At 41.8% G+C, this 19,044-nt stretch carries 12 protein-coding genes; 3 read left to right on the forward strand and 9 right to left on the reverse strand.

All coding sequences use genetic code 11. The features are described 5' to 3' along the window. Positions 1 to 47: 47 nt before the first annotated feature. From GQS54_RS06110 to GQS54_RS06120, 3 genes are all read right to left on the reverse strand, one after another. Positions 48 to 1,724, reverse strand: coding sequence for an AGCS family amino acid carrier protein (locus tag GQS54_RS06110; protein ID WP_166423135.1), 1,677 nt, complete (start codon positions 1,722 to 1,724; stop codon positions 48 to 50). A gap of 84 nt (positions 1,725 to 1,808) precedes the next feature. Next, complete coding sequence (locus GQS54_RS06115) at positions 1,809 to 2,936, reverse strand: M14-type cytosolic carboxypeptidase (protein ID WP_166423136.1); 1,128 nt, start codon at positions 2,934 to 2,936, stop codon at positions 1,809 to 1,811. Between the two features lie 267 nt (positions 2,937 to 3,203). Then, on the reverse strand, positions 3,204 to 4,655 hold the full coding sequence (locus GQS54_RS06120) for a glyceraldehyde-3-phosphate dehydrogenase (protein WP_166423137.1): 1,452 nt from the start codon (positions 4,653 to 4,655) through the stop codon (positions 3,204 to 3,206). Positions 4,656 to 4,840: 185 nt separating this feature from the next. On the opposite strand from GQS54_RS06120, the gene GQS54_RS06125 reads away from it, so the two are divergent. Next, positions 4,841 to 5,626, forward strand: coding sequence for a DUF2989 domain-containing protein (locus GQS54_RS06125; protein ID WP_166423138.1), 786 nt, complete (start codon positions 4,841 to 4,843; stop codon positions 5,624 to 5,626). A 131-nt stretch (positions 5,627 to 5,757) separates the two neighbouring features. Here the strand turns inward: GQS54_RS06125 and msrB are convergent, their stop codons facing one another. The 4 genes from msrB to malQ all read right to left on the reverse strand — a co-directional run bounded on the left by msrB (position 5,758) and on the right by malQ (position 12,925). Next, complete coding sequence (gene msrB / locus GQS54_RS06130; protein ID WP_166423139.1) at positions 5,758 to 6,147, reverse strand: peptide-methionine (R)-S-oxide reductase MsrB; 390 nt, start codon at positions 6,145 to 6,147, stop codon at positions 5,758 to 5,760. A 263-nt stretch (positions 6,148 to 6,410) separates the two neighbouring features. Beyond that, a complete protein-coding gene (gene glgX, locus GQS54_RS06135) occupies positions 6,411 to 8,486 on the reverse strand; it encodes a glycogen debranching protein GlgX (RefSeq protein ID WP_166423140.1) in 2,076 nt (691 codons plus the stop codon). A 3-nt stretch (positions 8,487 to 8,489) separates the two neighbouring features. Further along, a complete protein-coding gene (glgB, locus tag GQS54_RS06140; protein ID WP_166423141.1) occupies positions 8,490 to 10,679 on the reverse strand; it encodes a 1,4-alpha-glucan branching protein GlgB in 2,190 nt (729 codons plus the stop codon). Between the two features lie 50 nt (positions 10,680 to 10,729). Next, positions 10,730 to 12,925, reverse strand: a complete 2,196-nt coding sequence (gene malQ / locus GQS54_RS06145; RefSeq protein WP_166423142.1) for a 4-alpha-glucanotransferase — start codon at positions 12,923 to 12,925, stop codon at positions 10,730 to 10,732. A 210-nt stretch (positions 12,926 to 13,135) separates the two neighbouring features. On the opposite strand from malQ, the gene gap reads away from it, so the two are divergent. After that, complete coding sequence (gap, locus tag GQS54_RS06150) at positions 13,136 to 14,131, forward strand: type I glyceraldehyde-3-phosphate dehydrogenase (protein ID WP_166423143.1); 996 nt, start codon at positions 13,136 to 13,138, stop codon at positions 14,129 to 14,131. 74 nt (positions 14,132 to 14,205) lie between these two features. Next, a complete protein-coding gene (locus GQS54_RS06155; protein WP_166423144.1) occupies positions 14,206 to 15,045 on the forward strand; it encodes a D-hexose-6-phosphate mutarotase in 840 nt (279 codons plus the stop codon). Between the two features lie 139 nt (positions 15,046 to 15,184). Here GQS54_RS06155 and pnp read toward each other — a convergent pair whose 3' ends face one another. After that, positions 15,185 to 17,296 carry a polyribonucleotide nucleotidyltransferase gene (gene pnp, locus GQS54_RS06160; RefSeq protein ID WP_166423145.1) on the reverse strand — a complete coding sequence of 704 codons (2,112 nt, stop codon included), beginning with the start codon at positions 17,294 to 17,296 and terminating at the stop codon, positions 15,185 to 15,187. A gap of 318 nt (positions 17,297 to 17,614) precedes the next feature. Continuing rightward, complete coding sequence (locus GQS54_RS06165) at positions 17,615 to 18,907, reverse strand: pectin acetylesterase-family hydrolase (protein ID WP_166423146.1); 1,293 nt, start codon at positions 18,905 to 18,907, stop codon at positions 17,615 to 17,617. Between the last annotated feature and the right edge of the window lie 137 nt (positions 18,908 to 19,044).

Raw genomic sequence — 19,044 nt, forward strand, 5'->3', positions numbered from 1 at the left:
AAGATCACGAAAGCGCGGACAATGCCGCGCTTCAATTTCTTATAAAATTATTTTGATTTATGTTCTTTTTTAAAATCGTCCCAGTATTTATCTACTGATTCTTTCATTTCTTTGCGCAGTAAAAATATACCTAATAAGTTAGGCAAGGTCATTACCACTATCGCCACTGCGGATAACGTCCAGACGAGCGTTGTATCTGAAACGGCCGCCCAAACAAAGGCAAATACGTACACCACACGATATGGCATAACGGCGCGTGGTCCGAGTAAATAAGTCATAGCACGGTCACCATAATATGACCAAGCAATAGCGGTAGAAAATGCGAACAGCAATAAACCAACAGAGACAATATACTTACCGGACTCACCAAAGAATCCTTTGGTAAAGGCCAATGCAGTCAAACTCGCAGAGTGTATTAATGAATTACCTGATACGACTATATTATCTTTTATCAACCCTCCATCAACAACCTTCAATTTACCGGTAAATAAATCTTCATCTTCACCAAAAGTAAATTTTACATCTTCGGCCACAGAGCGTGCATTTAACAAGGTATAACCCATCGTAATAGCTTTGCCGTTAACAACCTGTATTTCACCGTTAAATGGGGTTACTTCTGAGGTATCGAGATCGTTAATATACGCATAAAGCTGCTGGCGATCACTTTCATCAGTATCAGTGTAAGCACCAGAGACGATCATCATATCACTACGATCGAACACATTGTGGTGTTTTTCTTTCCATACACCGGAAGATAAAATAACCAAGCCCGTAAGGGTACAAATAATAATGGTATCAATAAATGGCTCTAAAATAGACACCATACCTTCTGAAACAGGTTCATCAGTTTTAGCTGCAGCGTGAGCAATCGGCGCGGAACCCTGACCTGCTTCGTTTGAAAACAGACCTCGGTTTACCCCACGGTTAAATGCATACGCTATTGTTGCCCCTAAGAAACCGCCCGTTGCCGCCGAGCCAGTAAACACATCACCAATAACCGAGGCAAATGCCGGCCCAATATTTTCTAAGTTTGCAAATATAACCGCCAGTGCCCCTATAAGATAAATAAACGCCATTAAGGGTACAATTTTTGAAGTAACGGCAGCGATACGTGTTATCCCGCCCAAAATAACTAATCCTAGCATTACCCCTAGCACACTGCCGACTACTAATGGATCAAAGCCAAAGGTTGATTCCATACTCGCCGCGATATTATTACTTTGTGGTAGGTTTCCGGTTCCAAATGAACTGATAACCGTTGCAATAGCGAACGCGACTGCTAGCCACTTCATATTTAAGCGTCGGTCCATATAGTACATTGGGCCACCGGCCATAGTGCCATCCGCGGTTTCTACCCGATACTTATGCGATAACGTCACCTCTACAAATTTGGTTGTCATACCAAAAAAAGCGGTTGCCCACATCCAAAAAAGGGCTGCTGGGCCGCCTAAAAATATTGCGAAGGCCACGCCGCCTATATTGCCCGTACCGACAGTACCGGATAAAGCAGTGGTTAGAGCACGAAAGTGCGTCGTATCACCAGGTGAGCCCTCATGATCGTATTTCCCTGTGACAACCAGCCACGCATGTTTAAAAAAGCGAACTTGCGGAAATTTAAGGTAAATCGTAAAAAACAAACCTGTTCCTAACAATACATAGGGAAACCACCAAGCGCCCCCTAACATACTATCCAATAACTTCAGTAAATCATGAAAGCCTTCCACACAGTTCCCCTTACTTTATTTTGTTTTTAATTGTTATAATTTTATTATTTTAAGTTGGATATTAAACGCGGCAAACAAACTGCTTTAACGCAATTCATCTACCACAGCACGTATAGCAACAAGTACATCTTGACCTAATTGCTTACAACGTATGGGTGACCAGCCATAAGCTGAATCGGGTATTTCTATATTATCTTTAAAGGGCATTTCCAAGGTGTAAGCTAAACATGAGAACGCGTGACCCACAGCATTAGTGGCAACCGACATATTGGCCTCACCCGGTGCATCTTTATCGTAACCGAAGGTATCTTGAAACTCAGGAGTAGCCGTTAAAAACGCATTTTTAAATATCGTTTCTAAATTTCCAATACGCCCGTCATAGTTCGGGTTACCCTCGCTACCCGCTACAAAGTTGTATGGCAACGCCTCATCGCCGTGCATATCTAAGAAAAGATCGACACCTGTTTGTTGCATCATTTGCATGACTAAAAATACTTCAGGGCCAGTTTCCATCGATGGCTTAGCCCACTCACGGTTTAAATTAACCCCGTTAGCATTCGTGCGTAAATGCCCTCGGGCAGAACCATCGGGGTTCATATTAGGCACGACGTAAAATACCGCTTTATCAAGTAATAATCGGGCCAGTCCATCATCTTTATCCAGCAGTCGTTCCAATAGCCCTTCAACAAGCCACTCGGCCATTGTTTCGCCTGGATGCTGACGAGCAGTAATCCAAATAGCTTTTTTACCTTCGCCAGCTTCACCAATCGTCAACAGTGTCATGTCACGACCGTCCAATGTATGACCTAAAAATGATTGCTCACATAAATCGCTGGTCTGTGCCCAAGCAAGTAAATCGAGATGACGCTCGTAGGAGTAAGGCGCGAAATAAGCAAAATAAATATGCCCGTGCTCTGGGGTGTGCTCAATTACCAGTTTATCACCATCAAATTGGGTTTCGACTCTAAACCATTCTTCTCTATCGTATGACGCCACAGCCTGATAATTCTGCCAACCGTCGGGATAAGCAGATTTAGCAAGATCAACGATGGTAAGACGATGGGAAATCCATGGACGGGTATCTAACTTGAAATGAAACCACTGATAAAAGTCTGACTGATTATCTTTTTTAATAGCTAACTGAATATCATTTTCGCTTGTTGCTTGGATAACGCGAATGTTACCACTATCAAAATTGCTGCTAATTCTCACATTTACTGTCCATCTAATTTAACCGCGGACAATTTAGCATAATGTCCACGTAAAAAGCCAAGGGTGCAAAGCTTTTTGTAGCGGTCATTTGCAATAATTTACTACCTGTAAATCTCCTAGCATGCTTTAACTAATTTACCGATTGAACAAAGCATTGACCTTTTTACGTCAAGCGGCGTACGTCAAGCATCCCTGGAAACGAAAAAGCGCGCTACTAAAACAAGAAAGTAGCACGCCCACTTAGAAACACTATTTAACTAAACTGAATTATTCTACCTTCGGTAAGCTCGGATAATGCAGTCCCGCCATATCTTGGACGACACGCAGAACCTGGCAACTATAACCAAATTCATTGTCATACCAAACATATATGGTAGCGCGATCACCGGCGACAATTGTCGCCTGAGAGTCAACTACTGAAGCAGCTCTAGAACCAACCAAATCTGTCGACACAATCTCTTTCGAACTGGTGTAATCAACCTGATGTTGTAAAGACGAAAACAGCGAAATATCACGCAAAAATTCATTAATCTGCAACTTATCGGTTGCTTTAGCTAAGTGCAGATTCAATATAGCGAGCGATACATTTGGCGTAGGTACTCGTATAGAGCTCCCCGTAAGCTTGCCTTCTAATTGAGGATAAGCCTTTGCCACAGCGCTAGCAGCTCCAGTTTCGGTTATCACCATATTAAGTGCCGCACTGCGTCCACGGCGGTCAGCTTTATGGAAATTATCAATTAAATTTTGATCATTAGTAAAAGAATGTACGGTCTCGACATGCCCGCCATTAATACCATATTCTTGGTCCAGCGCTTTCAATACAGGCGTAATCGCATTGGTGGTGCAGCTAGCCGCAGACAGGATCTTATCCTCCGGGGTAATATCGTTTTCGTTTACGCCGTAAACAATATTTTTGATTGACCCTTTACCTGGTGCTGTCAACAATACCTTTTTAACACCCTTAGCATTTAAATGTTGACCCAGGCCTTCTTCATCACGCCACATTCCAGTGTTGTCCACGACAATTGCGTTTTCAATACCATATTGATTGTAATCAACCTCGTTTGGCGAGTTTGCATAAATAACTTGGATATACGAGCCATTCGCTTTAATAGCATTGCGTTCTTTATCTACTGTAATGCTGCCGTTAAATGGGCCATGGACTGAATCGCGGCGTAGCAAACTAGCACGTTTTTCTAAATCGCCTTCTTTGCCACCACGGACAACAATTGCCCGTAAACGCAATTTATTCGTCTTACCTTGGCGTTCAATTAACAGACGTGCCAGCAATCTTCCTATACGACCGAAGCCATACAGCACAACATCTTGAGCCGGGTGGTTATCTTTAACATTTAAAATATCAGCAAGCTCTTCGCGCAAATATTGTTCAATGCCTTTGCTTTTATGCTCATCTTTAAAGTGATAGGCATAAGCCAATTTTCCTAAATCAATCTGTGCTGGGGCTAAAGGCAATTTACTGAGTTCTTCTAGCAGAGGCCAGCTCTCACGCAAACGCAGCTTTGTACCTTCTTTCAAACGAACAGTACGATGGGCTTTAATAATATCTATGGTTGATGCCCCCAACATAGGGCGACCATAAATCGATATTTCGACCGCTTTATTTCGATATAAATTACCCAATAGCGGCAACATACGCTCAGCGTATTCTTGACGTTCTTGCCAACTGCTCATTAATGCTTGTTCAGATTGTTGATTCATGATCTTTAAAAACTCTCAAAAACGTGGTTGGCTCATAAAAAGCGACGAGATTGCTTGGACAAAGCAAAATGGGTCGTTATTCTAATCAAAGTAACTAATTGCGCCAAATTGTTGAAAATTTACTAAATTCAGCAATTTGTCATCTAAAATGACGATATATTGGTAATTTAACTACAAGGGAATTTATGCGTATTGCTGGTATTTTGCTGTCGATGTTTGTTATCACCGCATGTGACATGTTGTTTCCTATGACAGCGGAAAAAATCTGTAAAGAACATACTGAATTTTGTGCCGATCTTAACCCTGACGGATGGTGCCTAGCCGAGAAGAGCCGTATCATTAAGCACAGATATGCTTACCTACAATCGCCCAGTGAGTTAATCGATTTTTACCTGCTTGAAGATTTCGAGAAATACAAAGTGTGTATCAATAAAGCTGCTCAAATAGAACATATTGTGCAGATAGAAAAGCAAACCAGACGCAGAGAAGCGGCTGTTAGCGCTGAAAGAGAATTAAACCGTTTGATACGTAAGACCGAACACTCTCACGAACCACATTTGCTCCTATATCATTGGTCTCGATTTGGTAAAAAAGAAGCGCTCAATGAATTTTTGCGACAAGAAAAGCAAGGTAAACTCAATACCCCTAGCCTACAACTTGGCCTAGCCTCTTACTATGTTAAATTTGATTTAGAAAAGGCTAAAAAAGCGCTATTTAAAGCGCTTTCCCTTTACAATCAAGAGGATGAAATCGATACTGAGATTTTTATTAGTCTTAGTACTATCAATTTAAAACAAGAAAACTACCCAGAAGCTTACGTTTGGGCGTTTGTCGCAAATGAGTTTAAGGTCGCGAACGTTAATCTAGTTAACATTAAGCAGACCCTACCTGCCACTAGTAATTTAAGAATATTAGAAGAACGAGCAGAGCAATTAGTTGATGATATTGGAGATAGAACGTTTTCTCATTAGAATAATGACAAATAGTCTTAATGCTTAAAAAATAACCAATAACTGAAAAAAACTTTCAGAAAAAAAAGTGTTTTTTTTCCGTTTTTTTCAGTTTTGCTGATAATTATCGACTGCTTAAACGCAAATTCTGACTATTTATCGTTTTCTTTAAATGCCAAGGAGACAGAATTAACACAATACCGCTGTCCTGTTGGTTGTGGTCCGTCATTAAAAACGTGCCCTAAATGCGCATCGCAGTGCTTACAAACAATTTCAATTCGCTGCATACCAAGACTGTTGTCTTGGTGGAATTCAACGTTATTGTCCGCACTTTGAGCAGAAAAAGAGGGCCAGCCGCAGCCCGCATCAAACTTATCAGTTGAATCAAATAATTTCTCACCGCAACATCGACATACATAATCGCCTAGGGCATCATTATTTAATAACTCACCAGTGAACGGTCTTTCTGTGCCTTTAAGACGCGCCACACGAAACTCTTCGTCGTTAAGTTTTTCCCGCCACTGCTGTTTAGATAACTTCATCGCGAAACCTCATATATTTGAATTCAATTATAAATATGGGGAGTAAGATCATATTTACTAGGTCAAAGCCTGTATATCCCACCTATTAAACTATACAAACAATCAACATCGTTTATCTATTTCAAGCAAGCATACTATGTACAGCACTGACAGGCATATAGATGGTGTCATCATCGAATGAATAATAGTGGAGTATGTCGGGCGGCCAACTTGATGCTGTCAAAAGGATAAACAGCATCAAGTCATGCAGTATCAATAACCTACTAGATGGCGTTAAACAAACAAATGCTATTACTGATCTGTTTGTAGCAATTATTTACAATCACATCAGGTTGCTCGCTTAAATCAGCATACTGAGTATCCAGTATTAGCTTCCAGCGCTGATTACCAAAATACGCTGGGCAATTGAACTTTACATCATGATCACTGGCATTGAACACCATTAACCAATGTTCTGTTGTCTCTCCAGTAGTGGACTCTTCGCCCCGCAACTCAAAAGCAAAACATTGATTATTTGGGTCATTCCAATCGTCTTCTAATTTTCGAGCGCCATCAGGTCGATACCAATAAATTTTGGCGACATTATGGGCTAAATCATAGTTATCATCTTGTAACTGCAAATGGTGCAACAAGACACTCTGTTGACGAATAGCGATAACATAGCGGCAAAAATCTAGGAATTTTTGACTTGTTTTGTTTAAATCCCAGTCTAACCAACTAATGGGGTTATCTTGACAGTAAGCGTTATTGTTACCTTGCTGAGTGCGACTTAACTCATCTCCCCCTAGTACGTGGGGAATCCCCTGCGATAATAACAAAGTGGTGAACAAATTTCGTTTTTGTCGTTCACGAATATCAATGATCGCGGGATCGTCAGTTGGTCCTTCGACACCATTATTAGACGATAAATTGTGACCATGTCCGTCACGATTTTGCTCGCCATTGGCTTCATTGTGTCGCTCTTGATAACTGACTAAGTCGTGTAGGGTAAAGCCATCATGATAAGTGATGTTATTTACCGAGGTTAAAATAGAACGTGTTTCTTTAGGAAATACATCTCTGGAGCCAAGTAAGCGAGTAGCAAAATCACTGGTTGTTCCCTTATCGCCGCGCCAGAATGCCCGCACGGTGTCGCGATATTTATCATTACATTCCAACCAATTCGATGGAAATTGCCCTAAACGATAACCGCCATTGCCGATATCCCAGGGTTCTGCAATAAGCTTACATCCCACAAGTACAGGATCTTGACGTATCGTTCTAAAAAAGCCTGACATTGTTGAAAACTCGTAAGGATCACGACCCAGACTAGCCGCTAGATCGAAACGAAAGCCATCAACCCCCATTTCCTGCACCCAATACCGTAATGCGTCCATGACCATTTTAAGTACATAAGGAAATGCCGTGTTGACGCTGTTACCACAGCCAGAATTATTAACGAATTTGTTATAATCAATTGTTCCGTATTCATTGCGTTCGAACAGATAAAAAGATGAATTATCTAATCCTTTAAACGACAAAGTTGGCCCATCTAATCCCCCTTCTGCAGTATGGTTGAACACCACATCTAAAATAACTTCAATCCCGGATTCGTGAAAAGCATCTACCATAGTTTTAAATTCACCGATGGCATCCTTCACGGCATATCTGGGCTCAGGGCTAAAATAATTAATAGGATTGTAGCCCCAATAATTGGTTAGACCTTTGTTAGTTATGTATGGCTCAGGCATAAATGCAGCTACAGGCATGAGTTGAACCGCACTGATACCCAAACTTTTTAGATGTTTAATCACTTCAGGCTGGCATAGCCCCAAAAAGGTACCTCGCAACTCGACGGGGACATTAGGGTGTTGTGCTGTCATACCTTTGACATGCGCTTCATAAAGCACAGTATGATCGAGGGGGGTATTAGGTTTGGGGGGGCGATCTTTGCTCAAAATATTGGTCACCACCACACTCTTGGCGATCATCTTTTGACTATCCCCTGCATACAACTTTGCATCCCAATGCATTGGTCGACTTAGGGATTTTGCATAAGGGTCAATGAGTAATTTTTCAGGGGTAAAATGAAACCCGGGGGTATCTTTACTTCCACCAGAAGTGCGATAACCATATAATTGCCCCGCTTGAATGCCTTCAATGTAGCAGTGCCATATTTTTCCCGTTTTAGCCGGCATTTCAATAATCGCAATTTGCTCTTCATCTTTACTGCTAAACAAACACAATTTTACGCTTTCAGCATTAGGACAATGCAATGCAAAATTACAGCCGTTTTCATCAAGTACAGCGCCTAAATAGGTGCTGGTTCCTGATTGAACCCGATAATTCACCCCTGTCATCGTTTACTTACCCTTATATAAAATAAATACCGTCGCCAACGGCGGTAATGAAACACTAATTGAATACTGTTGGTTGTGCCATGGCGTTTTCGTTGCCGTCATTTGAGCACTAAGATTAAGACCGCTTCCCCAATACTTTTTATCATCAGTGTTAAGCAAAACGGTATATTCGCCAAGTTCTTTTACGCCAAGACGAAAATTTGTTCGTGGTATCGGGGTGAAATTATTTAGAGCATAAATTTGCTGCTTACCACCTGCCGATTGACGCAACATGGCCAAGGTACTCTGCTCAGAATTTTCATGGTCAATCCATTCAAAGCCTGTGTAGTGGTGATCCAATTCATGTAACGCAGGGTAGTCAGCGTACATCTTATTCAAATCACGATACAATGACTGGATCCCTTTGTGCTTTTCGTAGCCAAGCAAATGCCAGTTAATCGAACTATCGTGATTCCACTCTTCAGCCTGTCCAATTTCATTCCCCATGAAATTCAGCTTTTTCCCTGGATGAGCGTACATAAATGCCGCATAACAGCGCAGATTTGCCGCTTGTTGCCATTCATCTCCTGGCATCTTACGTAATAAGGAACCTTTACCGTGGACGACCTCATCATGAGAAATAGGTAATACAAAACTCTCGTCGAATGCGTAAACCATACTGAAGGTGATCTCCCCATGATGGTAACGACGATAAGATGGATCTTTGGAAATATAATGCAGTGAATCATGCATCCAGCCCATATTCCATTTGAATCCAAACCCTAAGCCGCCTTCAAATACCGGTCGAGATACTTTAGCGAATGACGTAGACTCTTCTGCTATTGTCATGGCATTTGGATAATGGGAATAAACCTCTTTGTTCATCCATTGCAATAAACTAATGGCTTCATAGTTATGGTTACCGCCATCAACATTCGGTATCCAATCGCCTTCTTCTCTGGAGTAATCTAAATAAAGCATCGATGCGACGGCATCTACGCGCAGCCCATCAATATGGTACTTATCTAACCAGAATAATGCATTCGCAACCAAAAATTGACGTACGGTGTCTTTACCAAAATCATAAATACAAGAATTCCAATCAGGATGCCAACCTTTACGTGGGTCTTCATATTCATAAACATGTGTACCGTCAAACCGCGCTAAACCATGTCCATCTTCAGGGAAATGCGCTGGCACCCAATCGATGATCACGCCAATGCCATTCTGATGACATTGATCAACAAAATATTTAAAGTCATCAGGGCTGCCAAAGCGGCTTGTAGGGGCAAACAAACCAACAGGTTGATAACCCCAAGAGCCATCAAACGGAAATTCCGAAATAGGCAATAATTCGATATGGGTGTACCCCATATCCGTTACATACGGAATAAGTTGTTCGACTAATTCTTGATAACTCAAATATCTCGCTTCAGAGCTATCGCTAGGGCGCTTCCAAGAGCCCAAATGAACCTCATAGATACTCATAGCTTGTTTGTATTTATCGCCCTTTACTTGCTCTTGCCACTTGCTGTCATTCCATTGGTATTGTTTGTGATCAAACACCACGGAAGCATGAGAAGGGTATTGCTCAGCATAAAACCCAACCGGGTCAGCTTTATGGGGCAATTCGTTGCCTGCTCCATCTTTTATCTGATACTTGTATTTATCACCTGCTTTAACGCCCGGTACTACCAGTACCCAATAACCAAAATCGGTTTTTTGCATCGGTAAACGGGAACCATCCCAGTAATTAAAATCACCTACGATCGCCACCGAGCTAGCATTCGGAGCAAAAACGGCAAATCGAGTCGCGCTAATAGGATCCTTTAACCCCACATCTAAATCGATTAGTTGAGCGCCAAGCTGCTCGTATACATTTTTAGGCAAATGATCAACAAAATGTACCGCGTGGAATGCTTGGTCTTGGAATTGATAAGGATCGATGATGCGATACGAACCTTGGGGATTTTTCACTTCAAAGGCGTACACACTAGGTGGCTTACCATCAGTAAACTCAGCACTAAATAAATCACTTGTACCTTGCTTATTGAGCGTCCCAATCACACTCTGCGTAGCAAGGTCAACAACGTTGACTGCTGTGGCATTGGGTATCCAAGCGGAAATTGAAAAGGCCGTTTCAGATTTGGTTAATCCAAGATAAGAGAATGGAAAGGTACATTGTGCACGTTGTAGCTGTTTTTCTATTTGCATTGTGTCGCCTTGCAGTGTTGACGGTCTGACTGACAGACCGCCGGGATTGTTTATTGCTTGGCTTGACGTCTTGCCTCTGTCAAGCGTTGAGCTAATGCCTGTAGCTCAGGATTATTAAATATCACCTGTAAGCTCTGAGTCAACTTTCGTTGCCAGTTTGGGTACTCGTTAAACGTTCCCGGAATATTAACGGGTTTATCCATTTCTAACCAATCTTCCAACTGCAAACTTAGCAATGAGCTTGATCCTTTTGCCATATGGGTCTGCATACCAAAATTTAATTCTTTCGTCATGCCAACTTGATTCACATCTCGACTGATATTATTCGAAATCGAACCATGACCGTGAAGCGTATCTAAAATAGCTTGTTTGTTATCATGTCTGCTCTGATACAACTGTGCAAGGATCTCTTCTGTCGGATACAGGCCGAGTTCTCTGCCTAACTCTAAATCATCACAATGCCAAAAGCCCTTCAAAGTCGGCATATCGTGAGTTGTCAGTGTCGACATAGACTGTACGGGGTAATCACTTGGTGAATAAAACCCTCCGTCTTTAGCCTGTTCGAAAAAAAACACGCGATATGAATACACCCCATTATCAGCTAATTTATCACGAATTTCATCAGGTACCGTGCCTAAGTCCTCACCAATCACCATCGACTGATTACGATGACTTTCAAGAGCCAAGATGGCTAACAAATCATCTACCGGATAATAAACATACCCCCCCTGCTTAGCGCTATCGCCTTTGGGCACCCACCATAGACGCAGTAAGGCCATAACATGATCAATACGTAACGCACCCGTTGCATGCATATTCGCACTAAACAATTCAATGATCGGCTGATAAGCCTGCTCATAAAGTTTATGCGGATCCATTGGTGGCAAACCCCAACTCTGTCCTAGCGGGCCTAAAATATCTGGCGGAGCTCCAACACTTGCATCTGTGCAATATAAATCTTTATTACCCCAAATTTCGGCACTACCTTCGCTAACACCTACCGCTAAATCACGATAAAGACCAATCTGCATGTTATTATCTTGGGCAACATTATTCGCTTTCTCAAATTGCAGTGCTGCTTGCCACTGTAACCATTTGAAAAACTGCACTCGTACTGCATTTTCTTTAGCAAACAACTCAACCGCAGAAGCGTTAAAATCGGCATATTCTTCAGGAAAAACCGGCCACCCCCAAGACGCTTGCCCTTGGCTAGCAAGACTTTCTTGTAACGCATCGTACACAGCGATGGTATGCAAACTCTCACCACCTTGTTCAATGAAGGCGTTAAACGCATCGTTTTGAGCTGAGCTTTGTGAAAAATATTGCTTACGCTGCCAATCAAAAACTGCGCTTAATGCCCCAAGCTTCAACTTAACTACGCTAGGGTAATCCACTAAACTGGTGTCGCGCGCCTGTGTTAATGTATTTTGAAACGAAGGTTCATTGACCAAATCTTGGACGCTATTTTGCGCGTATCCATCCGTGGCTTTAACATCAATATAAATAAAGTTAAGCCAGCGACGAGAAGATGGCCCATAAGGGCTACAACTAGATGGATTAGCAGGGTATAGAGAATGAATTGGGTTTAAGCCAATAAAGTCCGCACCTGTTTTAGCCGCCTCTGCTGTTAAATAAGCAAGATCACTAAAATCGCCTACTCCCCAGTTATTGTCACTGCGCAAACAGTAAAGTTGAACGCTTAGACCCCATATCTTATTACCATCCAATAAGGTCTGCGGTTGATAACACGCTTTTGGTGCAACAATGATGCGCATTTCAGCTAAAGACTCACCATCAATAATCAGTGCTAGCGTGTGATAGCCCAAAGGTAATTCACGATTTATATGGATCAAATATTCATGAAATTCTATTTCATCAATATGATTAACATTAACTAACTCTCCGTCGATAGGTTCGAAGGCGTGTTCAACTTTCTCACCAGACTCCAACGTGATAGTCGCTATGTACTCATCAGTCACCAATTCAATAGGCAATCTAACGCAAAACGAAAACGCATCATTAAAACGCAGCACATGAACAGGGTTAAGCGGCGATAACCAATCTTTAATCATCTCTTGTTTAACTTGCTGTTCGAGGGAAGATTGGTTGTCTACTTGATACCCCATCACACTCAACAATTTTTTCTTAACTGAAGATTCGATTGTTGCAGGTTTCCCCCACGCATCGGTGAAATGAGATTCGATACCACGATGTTCAACGAGTTGGTCAATCAATGAAACTGTCATTAACGTTTAATTCCTATAGATGGGACTGATTTCAGCTTACTATTATTAGACAAATGTAGCGCTAGGCGAAGTTGAATACGTTTGCATTAAATGAAACTGTAACAAAATAACATTTTACAGTGATTATTTTGCCTTATTTAGCGATTTAGTCCATAATTTCGTAATTATATTTCACAATTCGCAATTGCGACCCGTCTAGAGGATGTATATATGACTATTAAAATTGGTATCAACGGTTTTGGCCGTATAGGTAGATTTGTTTTTCGTGCAGCGTGTGAGCGCAGTGATATCGAAGTAGTCGGTATCAACGATTTATTAGACGCAGAATATATGGCATATATGTTGAAATACGATTCAACGCATGGCCGATTCAACGGTACGGTTGAAGTAAAAGACGGTCATCTTGTCGTAAACGGTAAGACCATTCGCGTTAGCGCTGAACGCGATCCTGCGGATCTTGCATGGGGCGATGTTCAAGCCGAGGTAGTTGTTGAAGCAACAGGCCTATTCTTAACGGATGAGACTGCCCGTAAACATATCACTGCTGGTGCTAAGAAAGTCGTTCTTTCTGCTCCTTCAAAAGATGACACACCTATGTTTGTTATGGGGGTTAATGATAAAACATACGCTGGCCAAGAAGTGGTTTCGAATGCGTCATGTACCACAAACTGTTTAGCACCTCTTGCTAAAGTATTGAATGATAACTTTGGTATTGTTGATGGTTTAATGACCACTGTCCATGCAACTACAGCAACACAAAGAACGGTTGATGGTCCATCTCATAAAGACTGGCGTGGCGGACGTGGTGCTTCACAAAATATTATTCCTTCATCAACGGGGGCAGCTAAGGCAGTCGGAAAGGTTATTCCGGAACTGAACGGTAAATTAACAGGTATGGCATTCCGCGTACCGGTGGCTGACGTATCAGTTGTAGACTTGACCGTTAACCTTGCTAAGCCAGCGACTTACGCACAAATTTGTGCCGTTATGAAAGCTGCATCTGAAGGCGAGTTGAAAGGTATTATGGGCTATACAGATGACGCTGTTGTGTCTCAAGATTTTATCGGTGATACACGCACATCTATCTTTGATGCAACCGCAGGCATCGCGTTAACTGATACGTTCGTTAAATTAGTATCGTGGTACGACAACGAAATTGGTTACTCAAACAAAGTATTGGACTTGGTTGCTCACATTAGCAAATAAATCCATAAAGCTTTATTCCGAAAAGGCAGTCATCTACACTAGATAACTGCCTTTTTTTGATCTTAAGGACCCCTATGTTACTTTCACAAACTGCTTCTTTGATCCCCCAGGGCGATATTGAAATGCTCATTATCGATAATGACCACGCCCACGCGACCATTTCATTATTCGGTGGTCATATACTGAGCTTTATCCCCAAACACGATGGAGTTCAACGTTTGTGGTTAAGTAAAAATGCTCAGCTTGATGGCAAACACCCTATCCGTGGCGGTATTCCCATTTGCTGGCCTTGGTTTGGTCCTCATAAAACCCAAAGTGAATTAGGCTCTCATGGTTACGTACGTATCCAAGATTGGCACGTTACAGACTGTAATGAGAAAGATGGGAATACCATTGTTTGCTTAAAGCCAACTACCACAAAAGGCCAAGGGTTTGACGGCCAAACACACTTAAGCTTAATAATTACCGTTGGTCGTGAAATATGTATTCAATTGCTCACAGAAAATATCGGCGACCAACCTTTTACATATACCGGGGCTTTGCACAGTTATTTTCATGTTGATGATATTGATAAATGTAGACTTAATGGTTTGACAGGTCAGTACGAAGATAAGTTACAAGCTTACAAGCGCCTCGATTCCCCTACCCCGTATTCAATTTGTGGTGAGACTGACAGAGTACATTTAGTTACTCCAAGGGCATTAACGATAGAATGTAATGGTCACGCTACTCACATTCAATCAAGGGGTCATGACAGCATAGTGGTATGGAATCCATGGGCAGAAAAATCCCATAAAATGCAAGACATGGAAGATGACGGTTACCGCAAAATGCTCTGCGTTGAAACGGCTGTCACGCAAAATGAAACCGTTTTGCCCGGCCATAAACACATGCTTGAGCAAGTGATTAGTTAACGTAAACTTGCTACGAAGTCCCTCATTCAGTCCTGTTTATTGAGCACAAAAAAAGGAGCTTAAGCTCCTTTTTAAATCGTTTACGTAGATACTAACTTACGCTAGGTTATTGCAATAACCTAGCGGGTTAATTCTATTGTTACTGATTACCTTCAGCTGACGCTTCTGGTTTTTCTAGCAACTCTTTAATACTTAAACGTACACGGTTTTGGCGATCAATTTCCATGACTTTTACGTCAATGATTTGGCCTTCAGATAAATGATCAGACACTTTATTCACACGCTCATGAGCGATTTGTGAAATGTGTACTAGACCTTCTTTACCCGGTAGTATTTCAACGAATGCACCAAAATCAACAATACGTGTCACTTTACCTTGGTAAGTTTTACCTGCTTCAACATCAGCCGTTACTTGCTCAATTTTGCTGATCGCAATATCGGCTTTAGCACGCTCGGTAGCGAAGATTTTGATCGTACCATCATCTTCGATTTCGATGTTTGTATCAGACGCTTCAGTAATAGAACGGATCATAGCTCCGCCTTTACCGATAACTTCACGAATTTTATCTTGGTCGATTTTGAGTGTGTAAATACGCGGCGCGAATTCAGACATTTCATCACGGTGACCAGAAATCGCTTCGTCCATTACACCCAAAATATGCAAACGTGCTTCTTTTGCCTGTTTCAAGGCAACTTGCATGATTTCTTGAGTGATACCTTCGATTTTGATATCCATTTGAAGAGCAGTAATACCATTAGTGGTACCCGCTACTTTAAAGTCCATGTCACCTAAGTGATCTTCATCACCTAAAATATCAGAAAGAACAACGAAGTTTTCATCGTTTTTCACAAGGCCCATGGCGATACCAGCTACCGATGCTTTAATCGGAACACCTGCATCCATTAATGCCAAAGACGTACCACAAACAGACGCCATTGAAGACGAACCATTCGACTCAGTGATTTCAGATACAACACGCACTACGTATGGGAATTCTTTCTCAGACGGCATAACCGCTTGAATACCACGTTTAGCTAGGCGGCCATGGCCGATTTCACGACGTTTAGGTGAACCTACAAAACCTGTCTCGCCTACACAGTAAGGAGGGAAGTTATAATGCAACATGAAGCGGCTATCGACTTTACCGTTCAAGCCATCAATCATCTGTGCATCACGCTCAGTACCGAGTGTTGCAGCAACGATTGCTTGTGTTTCACCACGAGTGAACAAAGCAGAACCATGAGTACGTGGTAAAATGCCAGTTGCAACATCAAGTGCACGGATCATCGCAGGATCACGACCATCGATACGCGGCTGTCCTGCTAGAATGCGTGAACGTACTACGTCACTTTCAAGCTCATGCAATAACTCAGATACTTCTTTGGCGTCTTGCTCAGCGTCCGCTTCAACGATCGCAGCAACTGTTTTTTCAGTTAATGCAGCGATAGCGTCTTTACGTGCCATCTTATCAGAGATTTGATAAGCCTCTGTCATTTGTGCTTCAGCTAGCACTTTGATTTTATCTTTCAAAGTAACGTTCGCAGGCTCAGCAACCCAGTTCCACTTAGGCGTGTTGACTTCAGCAGCAAATTCGCTCACTGCATTAACAACAGTTTGCATTTGCTCGTGACCGAACATAACAGCACCTAACATCACGTCTTCAGACAAGATATCAGCTTCAGACTCAACCATTAATACCGCACCTTTGGTACCGGCAACGACTAAGTCTAACTGGCTGTTTTCTAATTCAGATGTACGTGTGTTTAATACGTATTGACCATCGGTATAACCTACTCGTGCTGCGCCAACAGGACCATTAAATGGCATACCTGAAATAGCAAGTGCAGCAGAAGTACCGATAAGTGAAATAACATCAGTTGGAATTTCGGGGTTAGCTGAAACAACAGTGATAATAATTTGAACTTCATTCATGAACCCATCAGGGAACAATGGACGAATTGGACGATCGATCAAACGAGACGTTAAGGTTTCGTATTCAGAAGGACGACCTTCACGCTTGAAGAATCCACCAGGGATTTTACCAGCAGCATAGGTTCTTTCTTGATAGTTAACCGTTAGCGGGAAGAAGTCTTGACCTGGCTTGGCGTCTTTTTTACCAACAACAGAAACCAATACTGATGTGTCGTCCATGCTTGCCATAACAGCAGCAGTTGCTTGACGAGCGATTACGCCCGTTTCTAACGTTACAGTATGCTGACCATACTGAAATGATTTAGTAATAGGAGTCATTTTTTTCCTTTAAATTTTAACTAATGCTTTCTATATCGCTTTTAATTGCGGCGCATAGTATAGCGGTATGGCGTGTCTAAAAATAGCAGCTGGAGGGAAATAACCTAGAAAAACGTACTTTTAATTGTGCTTGGATGTGTATCGAGTCACCGCATGCCATTTCTGTGAAAGTTTTATGTGCAAATAATTCTTTGAAGCGTCAATAAGTCAAACTAAAAAGCATTCTAATTAAAATGAGGGGATACGAAAGAGATCTAATATCTGACCTCTTTCGCGTCTTATGCTTTCATTTTCTAAACGGTTCAAACACGCTAGTGACTACTCCCCATCGGGCTGCACACTATGGTCATGAATTCGTCCTGAATACACAAAATGTGCTAACCAACGACTGAATTTTATATTTTGTGCACTGCGCTCATCGTAAAAAGGATGAGGAATGTCATCCGTTGCAAAATCATCTGTGAGTATAGTGTGTACGTTACCTTCTCCGATATAATATTGGTAATTGTGTGTTGTCTCAGACAAATATTCAAATGATGCTGTCATGCGCGCATTCCACTCAGCAAAATACAAGTAATCTGGGGCACCTAATTCCCAAGTGAATGGATTAAAATTGCCTAAGTCATTTTGATCCATCACCTTAAAGAACAGCACTTGTACGAAATCTAGTTCAGTAGAATACTGCGCAAAGCGGTTTCTTGGATAGTGCTGTGAAAGTCGTTCAAATAAATCTATATTGAGTCCTGAGGCGCTAAATGTACTTAGGTCATTAGCGAAAATCGGCGCCAATGTTTCTTGCAAATTCCATTTGCTCTGTGAACTAAATACCTCATTTACGAAGCCTTCGGTAACAACCGATGCAGAAGCATCCGCGAACAAAGCCACTTTTGTTTTAGGAAATGCAGCTTGAATATAAGGGAAGTTCAAGGTGGCGCCATAACCACCAGCACTAGAACCTGCGACAAGTAACTTTTTAATTTTCTTTTTACGACCAGAAAAATGATTTTTCATCCATTCACGCACAGCCATAGCATTGTCATAACCATGATGTTTGACCGCGACAGGGGCTCCAGCAAACCCAGTAATACTACCGTCTACGTCCTGGTAAGTAACCTCGTTCGAGCCAGCATGGAGATCCCCAGTGCAATAAGGGATAAAGACCTTACTCCAATTTTTGAATGGATTTTTGCGGTTTTCGTCATCAAAGACACCACCTGCATCAATAGGAGAATTTTCCTCTAATACCGATGGATTATATGTGGGCCGATTTCCTTCAACACTGGCAAGTGCAAGTGATGCAACACACGTTGCATCATTCCAGCAAGAACCACCGCCATTGAAATAGACCAGTACATTTTTACTTTTACCTTCTTTAAAATAAAATCTAAAAGAATTGTCCAGCGGTGATCCGTCAATAGGGCTTGGGAGTGAATCAAAAGCACAGGCTGGCGCAATTGTCTTAGAAACCCCTTCGTCGTCTATAATCTCCATTTGCGGGGCGATAGAAATAGTTTGCCATTCGTTATTCTTGTGGTTTTGATGCCCGTGTTTGGCCATGATGGGTAAGGAACTGATTAGCAGAATACCGCCAATTAGATATTTTATTTTCATAATATTCACTCCATGAGTTTTATTTTAAGGTGCTGACTGAACTGGCAAAGCAATAGGTTAGGTAAGTACTCAATAGATTTGCAAGGCGTACAACATTAATACCCCGCAACATCACGACAAAGCAATACTTAACGCCT

The organism is Paraglaciecola sp. 20A4, from assembly GCF_011378905.1.
GTDB lineage: Bacteria > Pseudomonadota > Gammaproteobacteria > Enterobacterales > Alteromonadaceae > Paraglaciecola.

Coding starts and splice junctions, on each gene's coding strand:
- GQS54_RS06120 (WP_166423137.1), bottom strand. CDS start 4,655: ATGAATCAACAATCTGAACAAGCATTAATGAGCAGTTGGCAAGAACGT.
- GQS54_RS06125 (WP_166423138.1), top strand. CDS start 4,841: ATGCGTATTGCTGGTATTTTGCTGTCGATGTTTGTTATCACCGCATGT.
- msrB (WP_166423139.1), bottom strand. CDS start 6,147: ATGAAGTTATCTAAACAGCAGTGGCGGGAAAAACTTAACGACGAAGAG.
- glgX (WP_166423140.1), bottom strand. CDS start 8,486: ATGACAGGGGTGAATTATCGGGTTCAATCAGGAACCAGCACCTATTTA.
- glgB (WP_166423141.1), bottom strand. CDS start 10,679: ATGCAAATAGAAAAACAGCTACAACGTGCACAATGTACCTTTCCATTC.
- malQ (WP_166423142.1), bottom strand. CDS start 12,925: ATGACAGTTTCATTGATTGACCAACTCGTTGAACATCGTGGTATCGAA.
- gap (WP_166423143.1), top strand. CDS start 13,136: ATGACTATTAAAATTGGTATCAACGGTTTTGGCCGTATAGGTAGATTT.
- GQS54_RS06155 (WP_166423144.1), top strand. CDS start 14,206: ATGTTACTTTCACAAACTGCTTCTTTGATCCCCCAGGGCGATATTGAA.
- pnp (WP_166423145.1), bottom strand. CDS start 17,296: ATGACTCCTATTACTAAATCATTTCAGTATGGTCAGCATACTGTAACG.
- GQS54_RS06165 (WP_166423146.1), bottom strand. CDS start 18,907: ATGAAAATAAAATATCTAATTGGCGGTATTCTGCTAATCAGTTCCTTA.